The sequence below is a fragment of the secondary endosymbiont of Ctenarytaina eucalypti genome, assembly GCF_000287335.1.
Taxonomy (GTDB): domain Bacteria; phylum Pseudomonadota; class Gammaproteobacteria; order Enterobacterales; family Enterobacteriaceae.
Genome location: NC_018419.1, coordinates 473797 through 496132 on the forward strand (window position 1 = coordinate 473797; position 22336 = coordinate 496132).

The window sequence follows — 22336 nt, forward strand, 5'->3', positions numbered from 1 at the left end:
AGTGCTGAACTGCTACTTGAGCGAAGCCTAGAGCGCTATCACCACCGACAGATAATTTATGACACTGTCTCAGCACGTAGACATTACTGTTATGAGGTCAGCCAGCCATATCCTTTCTCCTCAAGCTGTTTAGCCAAGGAGAAATCACCGGATTTCACAATTCTGCCCTGATATAACACATGAATGTGGTCAGGTTGAATGTAGTCCAGAATACGCTGATAGTGCGTGATGATAATAAAAGAACGTTTACCATCGCGCAGAGTATTCACGCCATGAGCAACAATTTTCAAAGCATCAATATCTAAACCGGAGTCAGTTTCATCTAGAATGCATAAATCCGGCTCTAGCGCTGCCATTTGTAAAATATCATTACGTTTTTTCTCACCGCCGGAAAAGCCGACGTTAACTGCCCGAGTCAACAGGTCAGTAGGCATTTTTAGCAGTGCAATCTTAGATTCAATGAAATCAGCAAAATCAAAGCGGTCTAGTACTGGCTGCTCGCGGTATGTACGTACGGCATTCACGGCTGTTTGCAGGAAAAAATGGTTACTAACACCCGGGATTTCAACCGGATATTGAAACGCCATGAAGACTCCTTCCCCGGCGCGCTGTTCCGGTTCCAGCGCGAGTAAATTGCAGCCTTTAAACAAAACCTCCCCCGATATGACTTCATAGTCTTCTCGCCCGGCAAGTGTCCCTGACAGGGTACTCTTCCCGGAACCATTTGGCCCCATTATGGCATCAACCTCACCGGGTTTCACTGCTAAGCTAATTCCCTTGAGAATAGCATTGCCCGCAACGCTAACGTTCAGATCTTTAATCGATAACATGTGTCACTTTCCCTTGATCCGGTGTATCCTCGCGATCGAGCAGCAACCTCGGTAGCGCGCTCTTCAACCCACGCTATGTTCAAGGCTGATAGCCAGTAATTTTTGCGCTTCTACTGAAAACTCCAGAGGTAATTCCGAGAAAACGTCTTTGCAAAATCCATTAACAATCATCGAAATCGCATCATCTTCGCCGATACCACGCTGGCGGCAGTAAAATAACTGATCTTCGCCGATGCGCGAAGTAGTGGCCTCATGCTCTAGCTGAGCGGTGTTATTGCGCACTTCCATATAAGGAAAAGTATGTGCACCACATTCACTGCCGATTAGCATGGAGTCACACTGGGTAAAGTTACGCGCGTTAGTAGCCGTCGGCATAATCTTGACCAACCCGCGATAGGTATTGTCGCTCTTGCCGGCCGCAATCCCCTTGGAGATGATCGTAGAGCGGGTATTCTTGCCGATATGAATCATCTTAGTGCCGGTATCTGCCTGTTGGTGGCCGTTCGTCAACGCTACCGAAAAAAACTCCCCAACTGAGTTGTCGCCGCGCAGAATTACGCTCGGGTACTTCCAGGTGATTGCTGAGCCTGTCTCGGATTGAGTCCAGGACATTTTGGCGTTCTCACCCGCACACAGTGCGCGCTTGGTAACGAAGTTAAGAATGCCGCCCTCAGTCTCGCAGCCCGCAAACCAGTTTTGTACGGTAGAATACTTCACTTCCGCATCTTTCAGCACAATCACTTCTACCGTAGCTGCATGCAGTTGATAGTTTTCACGCGCAGGTGCTGAGCAGCCCTCTATATAGCTGACATAACTACCTTCATCGGCAATAAGGATTGTGCGTTCAAACTGACCAGTTTTAGCAGCGTTAATGCGAAAATAAGTTGACAGCTCCATTGGACATCGCACACCTTTTGGTAAATAAACAAACGTACCGTCGGAGGCAACTGCTGAGTTGAGCGCCGCAAAAAAGTTATCGTGAGCCGGTACCACGCTACCTAGATATTGACGTACCAGTTCCGGATGGTTATGAATCGCATCGCTAAAAGAACAGAAGATAATACCCTGCTCTGCTAGTTTATCGCGATAAGTAGTTGAAACCGATACTGAATCGAAAATTGCATCTACCGCGACGTTGCTACCTTCATGGACTGGCACGCCGAGCTGGTTAAACGCCCGTTCTACTTCATCAGTCAGATAATTTTTCGCTTCTATCCCCTCAGAATGGTGCGTAGGGTCGCAATGGGTCCCGCAAGTATCATCTCCAGCTCCGCAAAGCGGAGCTGAATAGTAGCTATAATCGTTATATTCAAGCGGTTTGTAGTGGGCTTTCAGCCAGTGTGGCTCATTCATTTTCATCCAAGCCTGATAGGCATCAAGACGAAACTCTAGCATCCATCTCGGCTCTTGGCGTTTCGCCGAGATGGCACGGACCACATCTTCGCTGATGCCGAATGCAAGCTCTTCGGTCGCCAGTTGGGTAAAGAATCCCTGCTTATATCTCTCCCTTTTCACCCAGGGTTGAGTACCTTTAAGCTTTTGAAGTGTATCAGTATTGCTACTGCGTGCCATAATCATTCATCGCTCTAAGACCAAAGCTTTCGCCGCATCCGCAGGCAAACTGAGCTTTGGGGTTGTTAAATTTAAATACATGATTCAGGCCCTCATGCACGTAATCTAGTTCCGTGCCGTCGATGAAAGGCATCGCTTTTAGTGCCACATACAATCTGGCCCCTTTATGCTCATATAGCCGATCGCTGCCCGCATCCTGGCTCGCATGCTCCAAAACATAGACGAAACCGGCACAGCCAGAGTGTTTCACGTTAAGCCGCAATCCTAGCATGGATGGGTTATTTTCCACGAGGCGCCGGATCTGACGGGCAGCGGCATCTGTTAGCGTCAGGCCGCGCCAGACATACTCTTCAAGGGAGAACCGCTCAACCTTCTTGTCTACTTGCATAAGGGTGACCTCATGATGTTACAAGCTAATACCAGACCCGAACTATATTAAAGAGTATTATTCTTTCTTCAATATCCCCTTGATCGCAGGTTCGGCTATTGTTATAGGGAAAAGATATCACCTCCATCGAAGAATACCGCCATCATTCTTTAATAACATAAATTATTTAAGGCCACGTCAAAACTAATGCCTTCATTATAAACATAGATCAAAAAATCCTTTTTTACTTTTGTAACCTCTCGCTATTTATATCAATAAATTATTGTATAGTAGACGAAAATTTTTTCATATTTTCACAATCAATAAATAGTAAGATTTGTTGAATACAGTAGGATTCATGAAGACTTCGCGCTGGACAAGTCGCATTGTTAAATGCATGCAGATTCTGTTCAGAATACCGCGCAGAAATATTTCATCATCATTACAATCAAACCTCTGACGCAAAGTCAGTTAGAGGTTTGATAAAACCAAAAGAGGGTATACCGTTAGTTAGTAAGCTGTATCACCTCTTTAATAAAATAAAGATGCTCAGTCTAATAAGCTGAATGATACACCCAGGACATAGAAATGAGTAATTTTATTTAATAAAAGCAAGGATTTGACATATCTATTCTACTTCGTAAGTATGTAAATTCTTGATGTGAAAAATAATTTTTTCAATTCAAAGATGGCTGTTACTTATGTTCAAACATCTATAGGCCTCAACAAAAGATTCGGTGAAACTCTTTTGGGTTACAACTCAGCATTATTGCCACTTTTCTACGATTTTAAAAACACTCTAGTAATAAAGATTGATGTGTTTTTACTTATTTTAGCACAACCCCATAGGGACGAATGTAACGACTCTATAATATGAGGCGATCAGTTAAGAATTTATTGCTGAATTAAGAAGAAACTTTGACAACTGCAGTTAAGATAACCTAGTGCATAGATGATGCAAGTATTATTACGCATGTTACTGATCTATGCCTCGTAATCAAGCGCACTCGCATGACTTTTTATAAAAAATAAAGCGTGATAATATATCATTATGCGTTGTTAAAAATATGCGTCACTTCGAGTCTACTTTTTACATATCCGGTCTAACTTTATAATTTTACGTTTTACATGTCACGATAACGCCTATCATAGTTGCCGTCAACCTAGGGCTTGATAATTTTACGATAGAGTTATCTTTAAAAAAATCAGCCAGAAATTTTACTGGGCAATGATCAATGATCATCGATACTTTCATCTATCGCGCTCTTCAGTGAAAGATCGCGCTTACTTCATCTTCTACGTTGCTCAACACTGTATCTCAGGGGTGATTTATCCTCCTACAGAAAAAACCTTAAGGACTATCCCATGAATGCATCAAGGGGTAATGTTATAAAGCGTTGATATTTTTACTGAGATGAAAGGTCTTTATTCGATTTCTAAGAAATAACAGTCTGATTATCTTAATCAGCGGTATCATGAGTTTAAACATTGAGTCAACGAACACCTAGAGAATCCGCAGAAAAGGGGCGCCTACTTTATTGTTAGAACCGTCGTGTACTAACAGAGTCTGAGAAAAATAGTGGGCTCCCATGCCATCTAAAAGACATGTTCTGTTTATATACTCAGCAATGTCTGACTGATCTATTTATACTTTTAAAACATTAACATGCGTAAGGATTATGTTGTAAATATGTTTGTGAACCATTACAACTTTGTCTTTTCTATAAAAGACGACTTATGACAATAACTATACCACGATGCTCTAAAATTTATCTAATATTCGATGTTTTCAAAGAGATTTCTGACTCCATGAGTGACTGAGTCTAATAGAGCTTTAATAAAGAAGTAATATATTTTTATATAAAAACTAGATTGCATTATTACTGCACGTCAGCAAAAATAACAATTACAGCGCTAGACGCTACGTCACCTTTAACATGCTTTGCATAATTTTTAAAGTCATGAAAACAGTCCGCAAGTTCATGCTGAATACGCATTTCAGTATCAGTTTATTAAAAATGATAATATCATTATATGGATAATAGTGTTTTTCATATCTAATTGAGATCCTCGATAGGAAAATAGAAATAAAACACTTCTAACTACAGCTGATAAATTTAATATCACGCAGCTAATATCTTATGTTCATTTCATAGCATTCAATCCGCATTACGACTAGAACGCAAGCAGATAACAACATTTTTTTCATAGTGCATCCTTATAGCTTATGCACATCAGTCATCAATCTAAATAATGACCACAGATTCGATGAGTCTGATCACAGATCTTTACTAGATTACGCGTCTGGGTATGCCTAAGACCATCGACATAGTTTACACAAGAACCTCTAAGGCTTAGGCTCGCCAAAAAAAAATAACATACCTCCCATGCTCCTTTGTATTTTTTATCGGACCTACTCTATTTCACTTAAAAAGTTATTTTGCTCCTGAAAGTATGTTGCTCACGATATCTGCTGCCTCTTTCTCGATCTTCTTGCGGTGCTCTTCGCCGAGTAAACTTTCGCAATAGATCTTATAGGTATCTTCCGTGCCAGAAGGTCGGACTGCAAACCAGCCGTTGTGCGTCATCACCTTCAATCCGCCAATAGCGGCGCCATTTCCTGACGCTGCTGTCAATGAGGCAGTGATGCGTTCGCCCGCCAGCGTACTAGAGCGGATATTTTCAGGAGATAAATTATATAAAATGTCTTTCTGTTCATGCGTAGCCATCGACTGAATTCGGCTGTAACTAGGCGCGCCAAATCGCCGCTCGAGTTCATGATAATGCTGCTGCGGGTTTTTGCCAGTCACAGCGGTAATTTCCGCCGCCAACAGACACATTATTATCCCGTCTTTGTCAGTGGACCAAGGCTGACGGTTAAATCTCAGGAATGACGCGCCAGCGCTTTCCTCGCCACCGAAACCAAGGGTGCCGTTAAAAAGACCATCTACAAACCATTTAAAGCCTACCGGGACTTCTATCAGCCGGCGCTTAAGACTGCCTACTACCCGATCAATCATGATGCTGGATACCACTGTCTTACCGACGCCTATTGTATCGTCCCATTGAGGCCTGTGTTCAAAGAGATAGTGAATCGCAGCTGCCAAATAATGATTTGGGTTCATTAAACCTGACATTGTCACAATGCCGTGCCGATCATGGTCCGGATCATTTGCGAACGTCAAGTCAAATTTATCACGTAGCATAAGTAGCCCCGCCATTGCAGATGCCGATGAACAGTCCATGCGGATCATGCCATCATCGTCAAGATGCATAAATCGGAATGTCTGATCGATTCCTTCATTTACTATTGTCAAGTCTATCCGGTAATACTCAGCAATGCGCTGCCAATAAGCAATTCCGGATCCGCCTAGCGGATCAACGCCTAATTTTAGCCCAGAGCGTTCAATAGCTAGCATATCGACCACGCTAGCCAGCCCTTCAACACATGGCTGCACGAAATCCGTAACGTGAACATAACCGCTTTTCCAGGCTTTTTCTAGCGTTAGGCGTTGTACACCACGTAGATTATCTGCTAAAAGCTCATTAGCACGCGCTTCAATAACGCGGGTGATGTTAGTATTAGCCGGACCACCTTTAGGTGAGTTATACTTAATGCCTCCATCTTCTGGTGGATTATGAGAGGGTGTAATAACAATGCCGTCGGCTTGAGCGCCTCTACCAGAGCGATTACGTATCAAAATAGCATTAGAAATTGCTGGCGTCGGCGTATAGCCATTATCTGTTTGGACAATAACATCTACATGGTTGGCGGTCAGCACCTCCAACACCGAAATAAACGCCGGTTCGGAGAGGGCATGGGTATCTTTGCCAACATAACATGGCCCACGAATACCCTGCTTAACACGCTCCTCAGCAATAGCCTGACTGAGGGCCAGAATGTGGGCTTCGTTAAAACTATAGCGTCCTGCGCTGCCTCGATGTCCTGAGGTGCCAAACTTTACCGCCTGGGCAATGTTGCCTTGTTCAGGCTGGAGTACATAATATTGCGACGTTAATTGTGCTACATTAATTAAATCACTCTGTCGGGCAGGCTGCCCGGAACGGGGGTGAGTAACCATCAGAACTTCTCCCTTATCAGTCACGTCAATCTAAGGCGTAACCCAAACTTTTATGATCAGTACGATCGGGCACTAGTATTGCTAGTGTGTTTTTAAAAAGTGTTCTGTCATTCAGTCAACGACTCGTTCGCGCTCTAGCCAGAAAGAATTAAAATTCTTGAATAATAAAGAAATATGCTATATTACTTTCAAATGTTCATAAAAGACATGTATCATCTTAGGTGTGCTATTTGCCTCATGAAGTTTCATGTCATGATTGTACGTTGTAGAGTTTAAGCGGTTTAATGAATCGAGAGAGTATGCGATGCCTTTCTTACAACACCTTACCATCATGCAGTCAAACCTCATGAGGCAAATAGCACACCTAAGATACGTAAAATCTCTTCTACTAATGCTTTATCTAAGCATAATATGCTCCTCTATATGTTTCATAATACGCGATTAGCGATAACTCTCAGTGATCGCTAATGTAAAAGCCTGATGAAATTTACAGCTATTAAAGTGTAGAGCACTGCTTTACAGTAGGGCTTTACTTTTGCTAAACAAGTAAATCAACATGTAGGTTTGTCAATAGATAAAGCGCAGACCTAAAAAGAGCAGGGTGGTGTTAGAAAAGAATTTATGGACCCGATATAAGTCATACATTGCGTATAAGCATCTGTAGGGAAAAGTTCCTCTTAGTCAGCGCTCGTCTTACGGCATCTCATTATGTCATAATACCCTTTTTTGACGAGTAGGTCGTTAGCGGACCTAACGCTTATTAACCACTGATGATTAATTACCTTTTTGTCGCAGCTCATGACGGACAGTTAGATTCTGATTTGAACCATGAGGATAGGTATGATACTGCTCATGCTCTAGCGCCTGCACTACCTTTTTTCCAAATAAAGCAGGGGCTAAGTCTTGCAGCGGTATGCTCACTATGCATGAAATACTAAAAATAAAAATTTATTGCCGAATGATATCACCAACCAGGCCAATAACTCACAGTTTTCTGGATAGAAAACGCGATATCTGATAAATCAACCGGGGGTAACCCGGTTTTTAATGAGGGGCTTGTGCAAACATTACTCTACGATTGCTTCTGCTTTTGCGGCGAGTGTTACAGTATGATCAACGAGTTCTATGTATGCCATCGGAGCGTTGTCGCCTACACGGAATCCACATTTTAAAACACGAGTATAACCGCCAGCACGGTTTGAAAAACGCTCGCCAAGCTCGTTAAACAGTTTCGCTACGACCTCATTATCACGAGTTCGGGCGAATGCCAGACGCCGACTTGCAAGACTATCGGTCTTGGCAAGACTGATTAATGGTTCAACAACGCGACGTAGTTCTTTTGCTTTTGGCAGAGTCGTCTTAATGATTTCATGACGAACCAAAGAAACGGCCATGTTACGAAACATAGCCCGGCGATGGCTGTTGTTACGGTTTAATAGACGACCACTCTTACGATGGCGCATAACCTTATCCTTCTCAGAAAAACTTTAACCTATGATCGAGTTATTCATCCGCGATACTTGCCGGAGGCCAGTTCTCAAGACGAATTCCTAGAGATAGCCCACGAGAAGCTAACACATCCTTGATTTCGGTAAGAGATTTTTTACCAAGATTAGGCGTTTTTAGCAGCTCAACCTCAGTGCGTTGTACTAGATCACCAATATAATGAATAGCTTCTGCCTTGAGACAATTAGCAGAACGGACAGTCAGTTCTAGATCATCAACGGGGCGAAGCAGGATAGGATCAAATTCTGGTTTCGATTCTTTGACTTCCGGTTGACGCACGTCACGTAAGTCAACAAAAGCTTCTAGTTGTTCAGAAAGAATAGTAGCAGCTCGGCGAATCGCCTCTTCAGGATCAATTGTGCCATTGGTTTCTAGTTCGATAACCAACTTATCTAGGTCAGTGCGCTGCTCTACTCTCGCCGCTTCTACATTATAAGTTATACGCTCCACGGGGCTATAACATGCATCTAACAGCAGACGACCAATTGGGCGTTCATCTTCTTCCGAATGCATTCGGGCAGAAGCTGGAACATAACCGCGTCCACGCTCAACCTTGAGTCGCATATTAATAGATGCTTTTTCATCGGTCAGGTGGCACAAGATATGCTGAGGATTGACGATTTCAACATTCCCTTGATGTATGATGTCAGATGCAGTTACAGGGCTAATGCCGGATTTATTCAGAGTCAGAACAGCCTGGTCTTTACCTTGAACTCTTACTGCTAGCCCTTTCAGGTTGAGAAGAATCTCTAGGATGTCTTCCTGTACACCTTCTTTCGTGCTGTACTCGTGCAGTACACCATCAATCTCAACCTCAGTCACCGCACATCCTGGCATAGATGACAGCAAAATACGGCGCAGTGCATTACCCAGCGTATGGCCAAAGCCACGCTCTAAGGGCTCAAGCGTCACCTTGGCATGTGTTAAAGTGACTTGCTCAATATCTACTAGTCGCGGTTTTAGAAACTCTGTCACAGAACCCTGCATTGTGTCCTCTCTTTGGTACTAAACTTTACTTAGAGTAAAGTTCGACGATCAGGTGTTCATTAATGTCCGCAGACAGATCGGTACGTTCTGGAATACGTTTGAAAACCCCCGACGTCTTAGCAGAGTCGACCTCCATCCAGGGCGGCTTTTCACGTTGTTCAATGAGTTCCAGCGAGGCACGAACACGGGATTGATTTTTTGCTTTTTCACAAATGCTGACAACCTGATGCGGGGAAACCTGATGAGAAGCAATGTTGACAACATGGCCATTCACCATGACTGCCTTATGGCTGACTAATTGCCGTGATTCAGCGCGGGTAGCCCCAAATCCCATGCGATATACGACATTGTCGAGTCGACTCTCCAGCAGCTTCAACAGATTCTCACCGGTATTGCCTTTCAGGCGTGCTGCTTGTTTATAGTAGTTTCGAAATTGACGTTCTAGAACGCCGTAAAGGCGACGAACTTTTTGTTTTTCTCGTAACTGTATACCGTAATCAGACAAACGCGGTTTACGTGCGCCATGCTGACCAGGCGGTTGCTCAATTTTACACTTGGCATCAATCGTTCGAAAACCAGACTTCAGGAACAGGTCTGTACCTTCACGACGGCTTAGCTTAAGCTTAGGACCCAAATATCTTGCCATATTATATTTCTCCGACCAACCGATCTGCGGCGTTATACGCGGCGCTTTTTAGGCGGACGACAACCGTTATGAGGTATAGGCGTCACATCAGTAATGTTCGTGATTCGAAAACCAACAGCGTTTAACGCACGGACGGTAGACTCACGGCCAGGACCTGGGCCTTTAACCATTACCTCTAAACTCTTAATACCATGTTCTTTCACTGCGTCAGCGCAACGTTCTGCTGCAACCTGTGCAGCGAAAGGAGTTGACTTACGAGAACCACGGAAACCTGAACCACCAGAGGTCGCCCAACCTAACGCATTACCCTGGCGATCAGTGATCGTTACAATGGTATTATTGAAAGATGCATGGATATGGGCCACACCATCTGAAACTTGTTTTTTAATACGCTTACGTGTACGAATAGGTGCCTTCGCCATTAGTTATTCACCCCGATTATTTCTTGATCGGTTTTCTCGGACCTTTTCGGGTCCGGGCATTGGTTTTAGTACGCTGACCGCGGACCGGAAGACCGCGACGATGACGTAAACCTCTATAGGTGCCGAGGTCCATTAAACGCTTAATACTTAAGGTTACTTCACGGCGCAGATCACCTTCGACGGCAAACTTTGCCACTGCGTCACGCAACGTATCAAGCTGGCTTTCAGACAGTTCACTGATCTTAACATGTTCATCAATAACCGTAGCTGCACAGATATGTTGTGAGCGGGTTTTGCCTATACCGTAAATTGACGTTAGCGCAATAACGGTATGTTTGTGATCAGGAATGTTAATACCTGCTATACGAGCCACTATGCACTCCTAAAAATTTTAACGGTAACATAATTCTGAAAAGTCTCTTTTTAGAGATGCTAACACAATCTGTCAGTGACATAGAAATATTGACTGGTCAATTTAGCCAGCTCAACGCAACTTTGCAAGAATAAAATGACGGAACATTAGCCTTGACGTTGCTTATGCTTAGGTTCAGCACTACAAATTACACGAACAACACCGTTACGCTTAACGATTTTGCAGTTACGACACAATGTCTTGACGGCAGCACGAACTTTCATTTCGACTCTCCGTAATTTTTCAAGCATCCCACATTAACGGTTATGGCCTTTCAGGTTTGCTTTCTTCAATGCGGACTCGTATTGACTCGACATCATCAGAGTCTGCACTTGAGCCATAAAATCCATAATGACTACTACAACAATCAATAAAGACGTCCCCCCGAAATAGAAGGGAACTTTCATTGCATCACGCATGAACTCCGGAATTAGGCAAATAAAAGTAATGTATATAGCGCCGATTAATGTTAGACGAGTCATTACTTTATCAATATACCTCGCTGTTTGCTCCCCCGGGCGTATGCCTGGTAAAAATGCACCAGACTTCTTTAGGTTATCTGCGGTCTCGCGCGGATTGAATAACAAGGCCGTATAGAAGAAACAGAAGAAGATAATTGCCGCTGAATATAGTAACACATAAAGTGGCTGGCCTGGCTGTAAATAAATCGCAATCGCAGAAAGCCAACCCCACCCCGTACCTCCTCCAAACCATGAAGCAATGGTGGCTGGAAATAGTATGATACTAGAAGCAAATATGGCAGGGATCACCCCCGCCATATTTACTTTTAGCGGCAAATGCGTACTCTGGGCTGCATACACACGACGTCCTTGCTGACTCTTCGCGTAATTAACGACTATACGACGTTGACCGCGTTCGACAAACACCACGAAAAACGTTACTGAGAATACTAAAGCTGTAATCAATAGCAAAGCAAAAAAATGCATGTCTCCTTGTCGAGCTTGCTCTATAGTGTGAGCAATGGCGGGCGGTAAACCCGCAACAATCCCTGCAAAGATAATCATAGAGATACCGTTACCGATGCCGCGTTCAGTAATTTGCTCGCCTAGCCACATTAAAAACATTGTTCCGCAGACTAGGCTGACTACCGCAGTAAAATAAAAAGTACAATCTGGGTTAATTACCAAACCTTGCATTCCAGGCATATTAGGCAACCCGGTTGCAATACCGATTGCTTGAAATATTGCCAATATTAACGCGCCATAGCGCGTATACTGACCTATTTTACGTCTTCCAGACTCACCTTCTTTTTTGATCTCCGCTAGCACCGGGTGAATGACCGTCAGAAGCTGAATAATAATCGATGCTGAAATATACGGCATGATACCTAATGCAAAGATAGAAGCTCGACTGAGCGCACCGCCAGAAAACATGTTAAACATTTCAATGATAGTACCTCGCTGCCGCTCAAGTAATGTTGCAAGTACAGTGCCATCAATGCCAGGGATTGGAATAAAAGAGCCTATGCGAAAGACGACCAGTGCCCCTATAACAAATAGAAGTCTACGTTTTAGTTCACCTAGTCCGCTTTTGGCACTTTGAAAATCTAACCCCGGTCGTTTAGCCATCTGTTACTTATTCCTCAATTTTACCACCAGCAGCTTCTATTGCGGCACTCGCTCCTTTGCTGACACGCAAGCTACGCACAGTTACGGCGCGATTGACTGCGCCAGATAGTATGATTTTAGCGAATTGAGTTTGAATGCCAACGATATTAGCGACTTTTAGCGCGCTTAGATCCACGATCGTCCCTTCTACGTGTGCTAAGTCTGACAGACGGACTTCCTCGGTGATCATACACTTACGCGATGTAAATCCAAATTTTGGCAGACGACGATAAAGAGGGATCTGGCCACCTTCAAAGCCGAGGCGTACGCCGCCGCCAGAACGGGACTTCTGTCCTTTGTGACCGCGTCCGCCAGTTTTTCCTAAGCCAGAACCAATGCCTCGGCCTAGACGCTTGGATGCGTGTTTAGAGCCTCTAGCGGGAGACAGAGTATTTAATCGCATCTCTTACTCCTCAATTTTAACCATATAGGAAACTAAATAGACCATACCTCGTACTGCGAGGGTATCTTCACGCTCTACAGTATGACCAATACGCCTCAGGCCTAAACCAGAAAGAGTTGCCTTGTGTTTTGGTAAACGTCCGATGGCACTACGAATCTGAGTAATTTTAAGAGTATTTTTCATGGTCAATTATCTCAGAATGTCTTCAACAACTTTACCGCGCTTAGCCGCGACCATTGCAGGAGACTTCATGTTGCCAAGAGCGTCAATAGTTGCACGAACTACGTTGATCGGATTGGTAGATCCATAGGCTTTTGCTAATACGTTGTGAACCCCTGCAACTTCTAGCACGGCCCGCATGGCACCACCTGCGATAATACCGGTACCTTCGGCTGCCGGCTGCATGAAGACGCGAGAACCGGTATGCGCTCCTTTAATTGAATGCTGGAGAGTGTCACTGTTCAGGGCAACGTTGAGCATGTTACGGCGGGCTTTTTCGGTCGATTTCTGGATTGCTGCCGGTACTTCACGTGCTTTCCCGTAGCCAAACCCAACACGACCATTACCATCACCAACAACCGTTAGTGCAGTGAAGCTAAAAATACGGCCACCTTTTACGGTTTTAGATACGCGATTTACAGCTATCAACTTTTCCTGCAGTTCGCCAGTTTTTTTTTCGATGTGCGCCATCTTATGCCTCTTACCTTAGAACTGAAGGCCTGCCCCACGGGCAGCATCTGCCAGTGACTGGACTCGACCATGATATCGGAACCCGGAGCGATCAAAAGACACATTTTTCACGCCTTTTCCCAGAGCACGCTCAGCTATGATTTGACCTACTACTATAGCGGCGGCTTTATTGCCGGTACACGTTAATTGTCCAGAGATAGCTTTTTCTACAGTAGAAGCGGCGGCCAGGACGGCAGAACTGTGTGGTGAAATAACCTGTGCGTAAATATGACGAGAGGTCCGGTGTACCACCAGGCGAGTTGCACCCAATGCCTGGAGTTTTCGTCGTGCACGGGTCGCGCGACGGATACGAGCTGCTTTCTTATCCACAGTGTGTTACCTTACTTCTTTTTAGCCTCTTTAGTACGCACGACTTCCTCGGCGTAACGAACACCCTTGCCTTTGTAAGGCTCAGGACAACGATAAGCGCGAAGATCGGCTGCAACTTGGCCGATCATTTGCTTATCAGCACTTTTCAGAACGATTTCAGTTTGGCTTGGACATTCTGCTGTAATGCCTGCCGGGAGTTGATAGTCGATAGGGTGAGAAAACCCCAGGGATAAATTCACTACATTTTTTTTCACTGTAGCACGGTAACCTATTCCTACCAACTGTAGCTTTTTAGTAAAGCCCTCAGTCACACCAATCACCATACCGTTCAGCAGTGCGCGAGTCGTTCCTGCAAGCGCCCAACCGTTTGCATAACCTGGGCGCGGGGCAAAGGTCAGCTGGTTGTCGAGACATTGAACCTCAACAGCTGCGTTGATAGTACGAGTTAGTGCCCCATTTTTGCCCTTGATCGCAATATTTTGAACATTGAGCTTGACCTCTACGTCACCCGGGATAACAACAGGGGCTTTAGCAACACGAGACATTCTTCCCTCCTAATTACGCTACGTAGCAGACAATCTCACCACCAAGGCCAGCCTGGCGAGCTGCACGATCAGTAAGAACGCCTTTGGAGGTAGAAACAACTGAGATCCCCATACCTGACATAACTTTTGGCAGCGCATCTTTTTTCTTATAGACACGCAGACCGGGACGGCTAATGCGCTGAATGTTTTCTACCACAGGCTTCCCTTGGAAGTACTTTAATACCAATACTAGTGTAGGCTTGGTGTCGCCTTCAACCTTGAAAGCATCAATAAATCCTTCCGCCTTTAGAAGGTCAGCAATAGCTATTTTCAGCTTAGAGGAAGGCATTGAAACCACAGTTTTTTTAGCTGTTTGACCGTTACGGATACGGGTCAGCATATCCGCGATTGGATCTTGCATGCTCATTCTGTCTTTAACTCCCGTAATGCAACAATTGGTGACAATTTACCAGCTTGCCTTTCTCAGGCCGGGGATCTCACCGCGCATAGCGGCTTCCCGCACCTTAATACGGCTCAACCCAAATTTCCGCAGGAAAGCGTGTGGACGACCAGTTTGTCGGCATCGGTTACGTTGACGAGACGGGCTGGAGTCACGCGGAAAAGTCTGCAGTTTGAGAACAGCGTCCCAACGTGCTTCAGCCGAAGCCTGGACATCGGAGATTGTAGTTTTAAGTTTAGAACGTTTTTTAAAAAATATATGAGCCAATTTCACGCGTTTTACTTCGCGTGCTTTCATAGATTGTGTCGCCATTAGTAACCCTGCTTTAACTTGCGAAATGGGAAGTTAAAGGCAGTCAATAGCGCACGGCCTTCGTCATCGGATTTCGCAGTAGTGGTGATGCTAATATCTAAGCCACGAACGCGATCAACTTTATCATAGTCGATTTCTGGAAATATAATCTGCTCTCGGACACCCATGCTGTAGTTGCCACAGCCATCGAATGACTTGGTAGACAATCCACGGAAATCACGGATACGTGGTATAGCAATCAAAAGCAATCGCTCAAAAAACTCCCACATACGTTCACCACGTAAGGTGACTTTACAACCGATCGGATAGCCCTGACGGATTTTGAAGCCAGCAACAGATTTACGCGCTGTAGTGATCAGAGGCTTTTGACCTGAAAGCGAGGTTAAATCGGCTGAAGCATTAGCTAATAGCTTTTTATCGACGATTGCTTCACCCACGCCCATATTCAAGGTGATCTTCTCGACCCGAGGGACTTGCATGACAGAATGATAACCGAACCGCTTCATCAGTTGCGATACCACTTCGTCTTTATAGTAATCATGCAGTTTCGCCATCGTACTACTCCAAATTACTTAATAGTTTCGCCGTTAGATTTAAAAATACGTACTTTCTTCCCGTCAGCGATCTTAAAACCCACACGATCTGCCTTTTTGGTGGCTATATTAAAAATTGCAAGATTAGAAAGATTGATTGCCGCTTCTTTTTCAAGTATTCCGCCAGGTTGGTTCATAGCTGGCATGGGTTTTTGATGCCTTTTAACCAGATTTATACCTGAAACAATGGCTTTTCCCGTAGAGAAAATATGCCTTACTTTACCACGCTTGCCTTTATCTTTACCGGTTAAAATAATAACATCATCGTCACGACGTATTTTCGCGGCCATGATTCGCTCCTTAGAGTACTTCAGGTGCAAGGGAAATGATCTTCATAAACTTTTCAGTACGCAGTTCACGAGTCACAGGCCCAAAAATACGCGTACCGATCATTTGCTCACTGCTGTTATTCAACAAAACACAAGCATTGCCATCGAACCGAACGACAGAACCATCAGGGCGACGCACACCCTTCTTGGTGCGCACCACTACCGCCTTTAAGACATCACCTTTTCTGACTTTACCACGAGGAATTGCTTCCTTGATTGTAATTTTGATAATGTCCCCGATGCCTGCGTAGCGGCGGTGCGAGCCACCTAGAACCTTGATACACATTACGCGACGTGCGCCGGAATTATCGGCGATGGTCAACATAGTCTGTTCTTGGATCATATTAGTGCTCCGCTAATTTCAACTACTACCTTACACTTAATGACCTGAATAGGTCACAATAAAAATCCTAATAATAAAAGGATAATAACTATAACACAGGTCCTAATACATAAGCATATAAAATACTCAACTTAAAAGAGGAACGATTTATCTGCTTAGAAATTTGTGAGCGTGTTACATGATCGTTTTTTCTACAACCCGAACTAATTTCCAAGACTTAGTCTTAGAAATTGGACGGCATTCGCGAATTTCAACGATATCATCAACATTACTATCATTTTTCTCGTCATGTACATGGAGCATGGTCGTGCGTTTAATGAACTTGCCGTAAATGGGGTGTTTCACAAAACGCTCAATAGCCACAACGATAGATTTCTCCATTTTTTCACTAATCACACGCCCTTGAAGGGTACGAATTTGATTACGCATTAAGCTCCTCTCTCTGCCCCTTCTGAGTCAACAGCGTCTTCACGCGGGCAATGTTGCGGCGCACCTGCTTTAATAGGTGGGTCTGTTCCAGCTGGCGTCTGGCAATCTGCATACGTAGGCTGAATTGCTCGCGCAGCAGGTTCAGCAGTTCGGTGTTTAGTTCTTCAATACTTTTTTCACTCATGTTCCTTACTTTCATTGCATCACCGTCTTAATTACAAAGGTGGTTTTAACCGGAAGCTTTGCTGCTGCCAAGGTGCAGGCTACACGGGCCAGATCTTCCGACACTCCATCTATTTCGTACAAGACTTTGCCCGGCTGGATCAAGGCGACCCAGTATTCTACGTTACCTTTACCTTTACCCATCCGTACTTCAAGGGGTTTTTTGGTGATTGGTTTGTCTGGGAAAATACGGATCCAGATCTTGCCTTGACGCTTTACTGCGCGTGTCATTGTGCGACGTGCTGCTTCTATTTGACGAGCAGTTAAACGACCACGGCCCACAGCTTTTAGACCAAAAGTGCCGAAGCTAACATCCGTACCTGATGCTAAGCCACGATTTCGGCCTTTTTGCATCTTACGGAATTTTGTACGCTTTGGTTGTAACATCAGCGACTCTCCTTACTTGGTGCCTTTACGCTGTTGCTTTTTAGGTTGAGCGCCTGGTTCCGGCTGCTCAACTGCAGCCATACCCCCCAAAATCTCACCTTTAAAGATCCAGACTTTGACGCCAATGACGCCATAGGTGGTGTGCGCCTCGGAGGTACTGTAGTCGATATCTGCACGCAAAGTATGCAGCGGGACGCGGCCTTCACGGTACCATTCGGTACGCGCTATTTCAGCCCCGCCCAAACGGCCGCTGACTTCAACCTTGATCCCCTTGGCACCAAGACGCATGGCATTCTGTACAGCACGTTTCATGGCGCGGCGGAACATAACGCGACGTTCGAGCTGCGCAGCAATGCTGCAAGCAACCAGTTTGGCTTCGAGCTCTGGCTTACGGACTTCAGCTATATTAATCTGCGCTGGGACATCAGCAATATCTGCTACGATATGACGTAGTTTTTCAACGTCTTCGCCTTTCTTTCCGATCACGATTCCCGGACGAGCGGTGTGAATAGTTACACGAATGCTCTTAGCCGGCCGCTCGATAACCACACGAGCAACCGATGCTTTCGATAATTCCTTTGTCAAGAATTGACGAACTTTAAAATCACTGTTCAGGTTGTCGGCGAATTCTTTAGTATTCGCATACCAGGTAGAATTCCAGGGCTTTACAATACCCAATCGAATACCATTCGGATGTACTTTCTGACCCATTGCTACTCTCCAGTGTCTCAGCGATCAGACACAATCACAGTAATGTGGCTGGTACGCTTCAGCATACGATCTGCACGACCTTTAGCACGCGGCATAATACGCTTCATGCTCGGACCAACGTCGACGAACGTCTTAGCGACTTTTAAATCATCAATTTCTGCACCGTCGTTGTGCTCAGCGTTAGCAATAGCAGACTCCAGTACTTTTTTCACCAAAACAGCCGCTTTCTTGTTGGTATAACTGAGAACTTGCAGAGCTTTCGATACTTTCTTGCCTCGAATCAGGTCAACTACAAGACGAACCTTTTGAGCAGAAGAACGAGCATGACGATGTTGAGCGATAGTTTCCATCTCTTCCCTTAGCGCTTCTTGGTTTTTTTATCTGCTGTATGGCCGCGATAAGTACGCGTCGGCGCAAATTCACCTAGTTTATGACCGACCATGTCATCAGCAACAAAAATAGGCACGTGCTGTCGACCATTATGGATAGCGATCGTTAGACCGATCATTCTTGGAAAGATCGTTGAGCGACGAGACCAAGTGCGAATAGGCTTCTTGTCACGGCTTTCCAGCGCTTTCTCTACCTTCTTCAGCAAGTGCAGGTCAATAAATGGACCTTTCTTGAGAGAACGTGGCATGATTTATCCTCTAATATTATTTTCTACGGCGACGCACAATAAATTGATCAGTACGCTTATTACTACGAGTCTTCTTACCTTTAGTCTGAATTCCCCAAGGCGAAACAGGGTGTTTGCCAAAGTTACGCCCTTCACCACCACCGTGCGGGTGGTCCACCGGATTCATCGCCGTACCACGAACCGTTGGACGGATACCACGCCAGCGGCTGGCTCCGGCTTTACCCAGCACACGCAACATATGTTCCGTATTACCTACTTCGCCTAAAGTGGCGCGGCATTCGAAATGAATTTTGCGCATTTCACCAGAACGAAGACGAAGCGTGACATACGTGCCATCACGAGCAACGATCTGAACATAAGCACCGGCAGAACGAGCCAGCTGGCCTCCCTTTCCCGGCTTCATTTCTACGTTATGGACCGTGGAACCAAGCGGAATATTACGCATCGGCAAGGCATTACCGGCCTTGATAGCCACATCGACACCAGATTGAATCTGCTCACCGGTTTTTAGACCTTTTGGTGCTAAGATATAACGACGCTCACCATCTTTATACAATAGCAGTGCTATGTTAGCAGAACGATTAGGATCGTACTCCAAACGTTCTACCACTGCTGGGATGCCGTCTTTATTGCGTTTAAAGTCAATCAAACGATAATGTTGCTTATGGCCTCCCCCAATATGGCGCATCGTAATACGCCCATTGTTGTTACGGCCGCCGGATTTATGAAGAGGTTCCAGTAATGGGGAATAGGGCTTGCCTTTGTATAGCTCAGGATTGACCACCTTAACAACGTGGCGACGACCCGGAGATGTCGGTTTACATTTAACAATTGCCATTGTTCTTACTTCTCCGAGTTACTCATCACCGTGGATGAAGTCCAGGTTCTGGCCTGCTTTCAGGGTGACATACGCTTTCTTCCAGTTGCTATGACTACCAATATGCTGTTTATGACGTTTCGTTTTACCTTTGACAACCAAGGTGCGAACGTTATTGACTTCGACTGAAAAGAGTTTATATACAGCTGCTTTGATTTCTACTTTTGTTGCATCTTTCGCTACTTTAAGAACGATGGTGTTCTGTTTTTTCATCGTACTGGATGCTTTTTCAGACACATGCGGCGCGCGCAGTACTTTGAGTAGACGTTCTTCACGAATCATGCCAGCATCTCCTCAACGTGCTTAATGGCGCCAATCGTCATCACGACTTTTTCGAAGGTCATCAAGCTAACCGGGTCGATACCTTTTGTATCACGTACGTCTACTTTATATAGATTACGGGCTGCCAAGAATAGGTTTTTGTCTAGCTCCCTAGTAATGATTAGCACATTTTCTAACGCTATCTCTCTCAGTTTCTGAGCAAGCAGCTTGGTTTTCGGCGCGTGAATAGAAAAATGTTGAAGAACAATCAAACGATCTTGACGTACAAGTTCAGACAGAATACTTTTCAACGCTCCGCGGTACATTTTCTTATTCACTTTCTGGCTATGATCTTGAGGTTTGGCGGCAAACGTTACACCGCCAGAACGCCAGATCGGACTCTTAACGCTGCCGGCGCGCGCGCGGCCGGTGCCCTTCTGACGCCATGGTTTTTTACCAGAACCAGTCACTTCAGCCCGAGTCTTCTGACCCCGAGTCCCTTGACGGGCGCTGGCTGCGTACGCCACAACAACTTGGTGAACCAGCGCTTCATTAAAGCAACGACCGAAGGTAGTTTCAGAAACAGTGAGCGTGCTTTGCGCGTCTTTCAATAGCAATTCCATTTCTATCTCCTTGACGTTACTGCCTTGACAGCCGGTTTAACAATGAGATCACTCCCGGTTGCGCCTGGAACGGCCCCTTTAACCAGTAGCAGATTGCGCGCTATGTCAATAGATACGACATCCAGGCTCTGAACAGTAATGCGTTCGTTACCCAGCTGACCCGCCATTTTCTTACCCTTAAATACTTTACCCGGAGTCTGGTTCTGTCCGATAGAGCCCGGGACGCGGTGCGATAAGGAGTTCCCGTGGGTGGTATCTTGGGTTCGGAAGTTCCAACGCTTGACAGTGCCGGTGAATCCTTTGCCTTTGGAGGTGCCAGTAACATCGACCTTTTTAACATCCAAAAATAGTTCTACAGTGATACTTTGGCCAAGGATGGCCTCTTCGCCATCTGCGATACGCCATTCCCACAAACCACGTCCGGCCGCAACACCGGCTTTCGCAAAATGACTGGCTTCTGGTTTAGTGATGCGGTTTGTTTTTTTCGTGCCGGCAGTAACCTGGATTGCTCGGTATCCATCGTTTTCCAGATCTTTTACCTGGGTCACTCGATTTGCTTCGATTTCAATAACAGTAACCGGGATAGAAATTCCATCTTCGGTGAAGATGCGAGTCATCCCGACTTTACGTCCGATTAAACCCTTCATGCTTGCAACCTCGCAATCGCTCAACGACTTGATCAACCCAAGCTGATTTGTACGTCTACACCGGCAGCCAGGTCCAGACGCATAAGCGCATCAACGGTTGTTTCAGTTGGCTCCACTATGTCAACCAGGCGCTTATGCGTACGTATTTCATACTGATCACGCGCATCTTTGTTGACGTGTGGAGAGATCAGAACGGTGAAGCGCTCTTTTCGGGTCGGCAGGGGTATCGGGCCGCGTACCTGGGCGCCGGTACGCTTGGCAGTCTCGACAATTTCTGCGGTTGATTGATCGATTAGACGATGATCAAACGCTTTCAAACGGATACGGATTCTTTGGTTCTGCATGAGACCAGAGCTCCAAGCTGTTTATAAACGTAAAAAACTATTCCCCTCATCTATTTTTTATGCTGGTGGGGGAGTGTAATGGCTCAGTGTTACCCCCTTTTGGGGATGTTGTCAGCTAGCTTACCGTTTTTTGCGGAAAGCAATAACTCGACTAAAGAGTTAACTGTTCGTCATAACATCTAAAATATAATTATCTTAATAATACCTTAATCTTTAAAAAAAGCAAGGGCAAACAGTAAAAAGAGAGCGCTGGGCAACGAGGAACACAGCCATGCTCGCCTGATCTCTTCGATACGAGAGATCAAATAGTGCGTATACTTGCCAAAATGAATCTTATTATAGCCAATTATGAATGGATGAGGGAAGAAAAAGTTGCTCAAATATGCTACCTTAACATGTAGATCGCTATTCATAATCGAGCATCTCTTTTAAGGTAATAAACATGTTCGGTAATTATTGATAACTGCACCAGGTTCATGACAACACGTTGTTATTGCATCTTTATAATTTGCAATTATAAATTAGCCTACTGCCAATCAGGGCCTCATACCTCCGCTCTTTCAGGATATACGTTATGATGGATCAGTCGTGAAGCACTAAATAAAGAGAGAAAACCTCTTATGGATGCCAGGGAGACAGCTGGTCTACCCAAGCCGGGTAGATAACACACTCAGAACTAGAGTGCTGATACTGCACGGTCTATTTGGTCTTTACCGGAGGGTT

General features: G+C 45.0%; 32 protein-coding genes. All 32 read right to left on the reverse strand.

Annotation, left to right across the window (positions count from 1 at the left end):
• Window positions 1-89: 89 nt before the first annotated feature.
• Window positions 90-830, reverse strand: coding sequence for a Fe-S cluster assembly ATPase SufC (gene sufC / locus A359_RS01235; protein ID WP_014887997.1), 741 nt, complete (start codon window positions 828-830; stop codon window positions 90-92).
• 63 nt (window positions 831-893) lie between these two features.
• Entirely contained in the window at window positions 894-2402 is a 1509-nt protein-coding gene (gene sufB, locus A359_RS01240; RefSeq protein ID WP_044104700.1) for a Fe-S cluster assembly protein SufB, read from the reverse strand.
• A complete protein-coding gene (gene sufA, locus A359_RS01245; protein ID WP_014887999.1) occupies window positions 2389-2790 on the reverse strand; it encodes a Fe-S cluster assembly scaffold SufA in 402 nt (133 codons plus the stop codon). Before sufA ends, sufB begins: the two co-directional genes overlap by 14 nt.
• Before the next feature lie 2414 nt (window positions 2791-5204).
• A complete protein-coding gene (pgm, locus tag A359_RS01250) occupies window positions 5205-6851 on the reverse strand; it encodes a phosphoglucomutase (alpha-D-glucose-1,6-bisphosphate-dependent) (protein ID WP_014888000.1) in 1647 nt (548 codons plus the stop codon).
• Between the two features lie 1067 nt (window positions 6852-7918).
• Window positions 7919-8314, reverse strand: a complete 396-nt coding sequence (gene rplQ, locus A359_RS01255; protein ID WP_014888002.1) for a 50S ribosomal protein L17 — start codon at window positions 8312-8314, stop codon at window positions 7919-7921.
• Between the two features lie 40 nt (window positions 8315-8354).
• Window positions 8355-9344 carry a DNA-directed RNA polymerase subunit alpha gene (locus A359_RS01260; protein ID WP_014888003.1) on the reverse strand — a complete coding sequence of 330 codons (990 nt, stop codon included), beginning with the start codon at window positions 9342-9344 and terminating at the stop codon, window positions 8355-8357.
• Between the two features lie 25 nt (window positions 9345-9369).
• Window positions 9370-9990: a 30S ribosomal protein S4 gene (gene rpsD / locus A359_RS01265; protein ID WP_014888004.1), complete on the reverse strand. Its 621-nt coding sequence runs from the start codon at window positions 9988-9990 to the stop codon at window positions 9370-9372.
• A gap of 32 nt (window positions 9991-10022) precedes the next feature.
• Window positions 10023-10412 carry a 30S ribosomal protein S11 gene (gene rpsK, locus A359_RS01270; RefSeq protein ID WP_014888005.1) on the reverse strand — a complete coding sequence of 130 codons (390 nt, stop codon included), beginning with the start codon at window positions 10410-10412 and terminating at the stop codon, window positions 10023-10025.
• A 16-nt stretch (window positions 10413-10428) separates the two neighbouring features.
• Window positions 10429-10785 (reverse strand): 30S ribosomal protein S13, encoded by a 357-nt coding sequence (gene rpsM, locus A359_RS01275; RefSeq protein WP_044104475.1) that lies wholly within the window; start codon window positions 10783-10785, stop codon window positions 10429-10431.
• A 146-nt stretch (window positions 10786-10931) separates the two neighbouring features.
• A complete protein-coding gene (gene rpmJ, locus A359_RS04225) occupies window positions 10932-11048 on the reverse strand; it encodes a 50S ribosomal protein L36 (RefSeq protein ID WP_014888007.1) in 117 nt (38 codons plus the stop codon).
• A gap of 33 nt (window positions 11049-11081) precedes the next feature.
• Window positions 11082-12413: a preprotein translocase subunit SecY gene (gene secY / locus A359_RS01280; RefSeq protein WP_014888008.1), complete on the reverse strand. Its 1332-nt coding sequence runs from the start codon at window positions 12411-12413 to the stop codon at window positions 11082-11084.
• Window positions 12414-12420: 7 nt separating this feature from the next.
• A complete protein-coding gene (rplO, locus tag A359_RS01285) occupies window positions 12421-12855 on the reverse strand; it encodes a 50S ribosomal protein L15 (protein ID WP_014888009.1) in 435 nt (144 codons plus the stop codon).
• A gap of 3 nt (window positions 12856-12858) precedes the next feature.
• Window positions 12859-13038 carry a 50S ribosomal protein L30 gene (gene rpmD / locus A359_RS01290; protein WP_014888010.1) on the reverse strand — a complete coding sequence of 60 codons (180 nt, stop codon included), beginning with the start codon at window positions 13036-13038 and terminating at the stop codon, window positions 12859-12861.
• 6 nt (window positions 13039-13044) lie between these two features.
• Entirely contained in the window at window positions 13045-13545 is a 501-nt protein-coding gene (gene rpsE, locus A359_RS01295; RefSeq protein ID WP_014888011.1) for a 30S ribosomal protein S5, read from the reverse strand.
• A gap of 15 nt (window positions 13546-13560) precedes the next feature.
• Window positions 13561-13914, reverse strand: coding sequence for a 50S ribosomal protein L18 (gene rplR / locus A359_RS01300; RefSeq protein ID WP_014888012.1), 354 nt, complete (start codon window positions 13912-13914; stop codon window positions 13561-13563).
• Between the two features lie 11 nt (window positions 13915-13925).
• A complete protein-coding gene (gene rplF / locus A359_RS01305) occupies window positions 13926-14459 on the reverse strand; it encodes a 50S ribosomal protein L6 (protein WP_014888013.1) in 534 nt (177 codons plus the stop codon).
• A gap of 13 nt (window positions 14460-14472) precedes the next feature.
• Window positions 14473-14865, reverse strand: a complete 393-nt coding sequence (gene rpsH / locus A359_RS01310; protein WP_014888014.1) for a 30S ribosomal protein S8 — start codon at window positions 14863-14865, stop codon at window positions 14473-14475.
• Window positions 14866-14904: 39 nt separating this feature from the next.
• Entirely contained in the window at window positions 14905-15210 is a 306-nt protein-coding gene (gene rpsN / locus A359_RS01315; protein ID WP_014888015.1) for a 30S ribosomal protein S14, read from the reverse strand.
• Window positions 15210-15764: a 50S ribosomal protein L5 gene (gene rplE, locus A359_RS01320; protein WP_014888016.1), complete on the reverse strand. Its 555-nt coding sequence runs from the start codon at window positions 15762-15764 to the stop codon at window positions 15210-15212. The genes rpsN and rplE overlap by 1 nt, the downstream gene beginning before the upstream one ends.
• Window positions 15765-15778: 14 nt before the next feature.
• Window positions 15779-16093, reverse strand: coding sequence for a 50S ribosomal protein L24 (gene rplX, locus A359_RS01325; protein WP_014888017.1), 315 nt, complete (start codon window positions 16091-16093; stop codon window positions 15779-15781).
• 10 nt (window positions 16094-16103) lie between these two features.
• A complete protein-coding gene (rplN, locus tag A359_RS01330) occupies window positions 16104-16475 on the reverse strand; it encodes a 50S ribosomal protein L14 (protein ID WP_014888018.1) in 372 nt (123 codons plus the stop codon).
• Window positions 16476-16649: 174 nt separating this feature from the next.
• Entirely contained in the window at window positions 16650-16904 is a 255-nt protein-coding gene (gene rpsQ / locus A359_RS01335) for a 30S ribosomal protein S17 (protein ID WP_014888019.1), read from the reverse strand.
• Complete coding sequence (gene rpmC, locus A359_RS01340) at window positions 16897-17103, reverse strand: 50S ribosomal protein L29 (RefSeq protein ID WP_014888020.1); 207 nt, start codon at window positions 17101-17103, stop codon at window positions 16897-16899. The genes rpsQ and rpmC overlap by 8 nt, the downstream gene beginning before the upstream one ends.
• On the reverse strand, window positions 17100-17513 hold the full coding sequence (gene rplP / locus A359_RS01345) for a 50S ribosomal protein L16 (RefSeq protein ID WP_014888021.1): 414 nt from the start codon (window positions 17511-17513) through the stop codon (window positions 17100-17102). The genes rpmC and rplP overlap by 4 nt, the downstream gene beginning before the upstream one ends.
• A gap of 12 nt (window positions 17514-17525) precedes the next feature.
• Complete coding sequence (gene rpsC / locus A359_RS01350; protein ID WP_014888022.1) at window positions 17526-18224, reverse strand: 30S ribosomal protein S3; 699 nt, start codon at window positions 18222-18224, stop codon at window positions 17526-17528.
• 17 nt (window positions 18225-18241) lie between these two features.
• Complete coding sequence (gene rplV / locus A359_RS01355; protein ID WP_014888023.1) at window positions 18242-18574, reverse strand: 50S ribosomal protein L22; 333 nt, start codon at window positions 18572-18574, stop codon at window positions 18242-18244.
• Between the two features lie 8 nt (window positions 18575-18582).
• Window positions 18583-18861 carry a 30S ribosomal protein S19 gene (gene rpsS, locus A359_RS01360; RefSeq protein WP_014888024.1) on the reverse strand — a complete coding sequence of 93 codons (279 nt, stop codon included), beginning with the start codon at window positions 18859-18861 and terminating at the stop codon, window positions 18583-18585.
• Between the two features lie 16 nt (window positions 18862-18877).
• Window positions 18878-19699, reverse strand: coding sequence for a 50S ribosomal protein L2 (rplB, locus tag A359_RS01365; protein WP_014888025.1), 822 nt, complete (start codon window positions 19697-19699; stop codon window positions 18878-18880).
• 18 nt (window positions 19700-19717) lie between these two features.
• On the reverse strand, window positions 19718-20020 hold the full coding sequence (rplW, locus tag A359_RS01370) for a 50S ribosomal protein L23 (RefSeq protein WP_014888026.1): 303 nt from the start codon (window positions 20018-20020) through the stop codon (window positions 19718-19720).
• Window positions 20017-20622 (reverse strand): 50S ribosomal protein L4, encoded by a 606-nt coding sequence (gene rplD, locus A359_RS01375; protein WP_014888027.1) that lies wholly within the window; start codon window positions 20620-20622, stop codon window positions 20017-20019. The genes rplW and rplD overlap by 4 nt, the downstream gene beginning before the upstream one ends.
• Before the next feature lie 2 nt (window positions 20623-20624).
• The gene (gene rplC / locus A359_RS01380) at window positions 20625-21269 is read right to left on the reverse strand and encodes a 50S ribosomal protein L3 (protein WP_014888028.1); all 645 of its coding nucleotides are present in this window, start codon (window positions 21267-21269) and stop codon (window positions 20625-20627) included.
• A gap of 32 nt (window positions 21270-21301) precedes the next feature.
• Window positions 21302-21613: a 30S ribosomal protein S10 gene (gene rpsJ / locus A359_RS01385; protein WP_014888029.1), complete on the reverse strand. Its 312-nt coding sequence runs from the start codon at window positions 21611-21613 to the stop codon at window positions 21302-21304.
• Window positions 21614-22336: the final 723 nt, after the last annotated feature.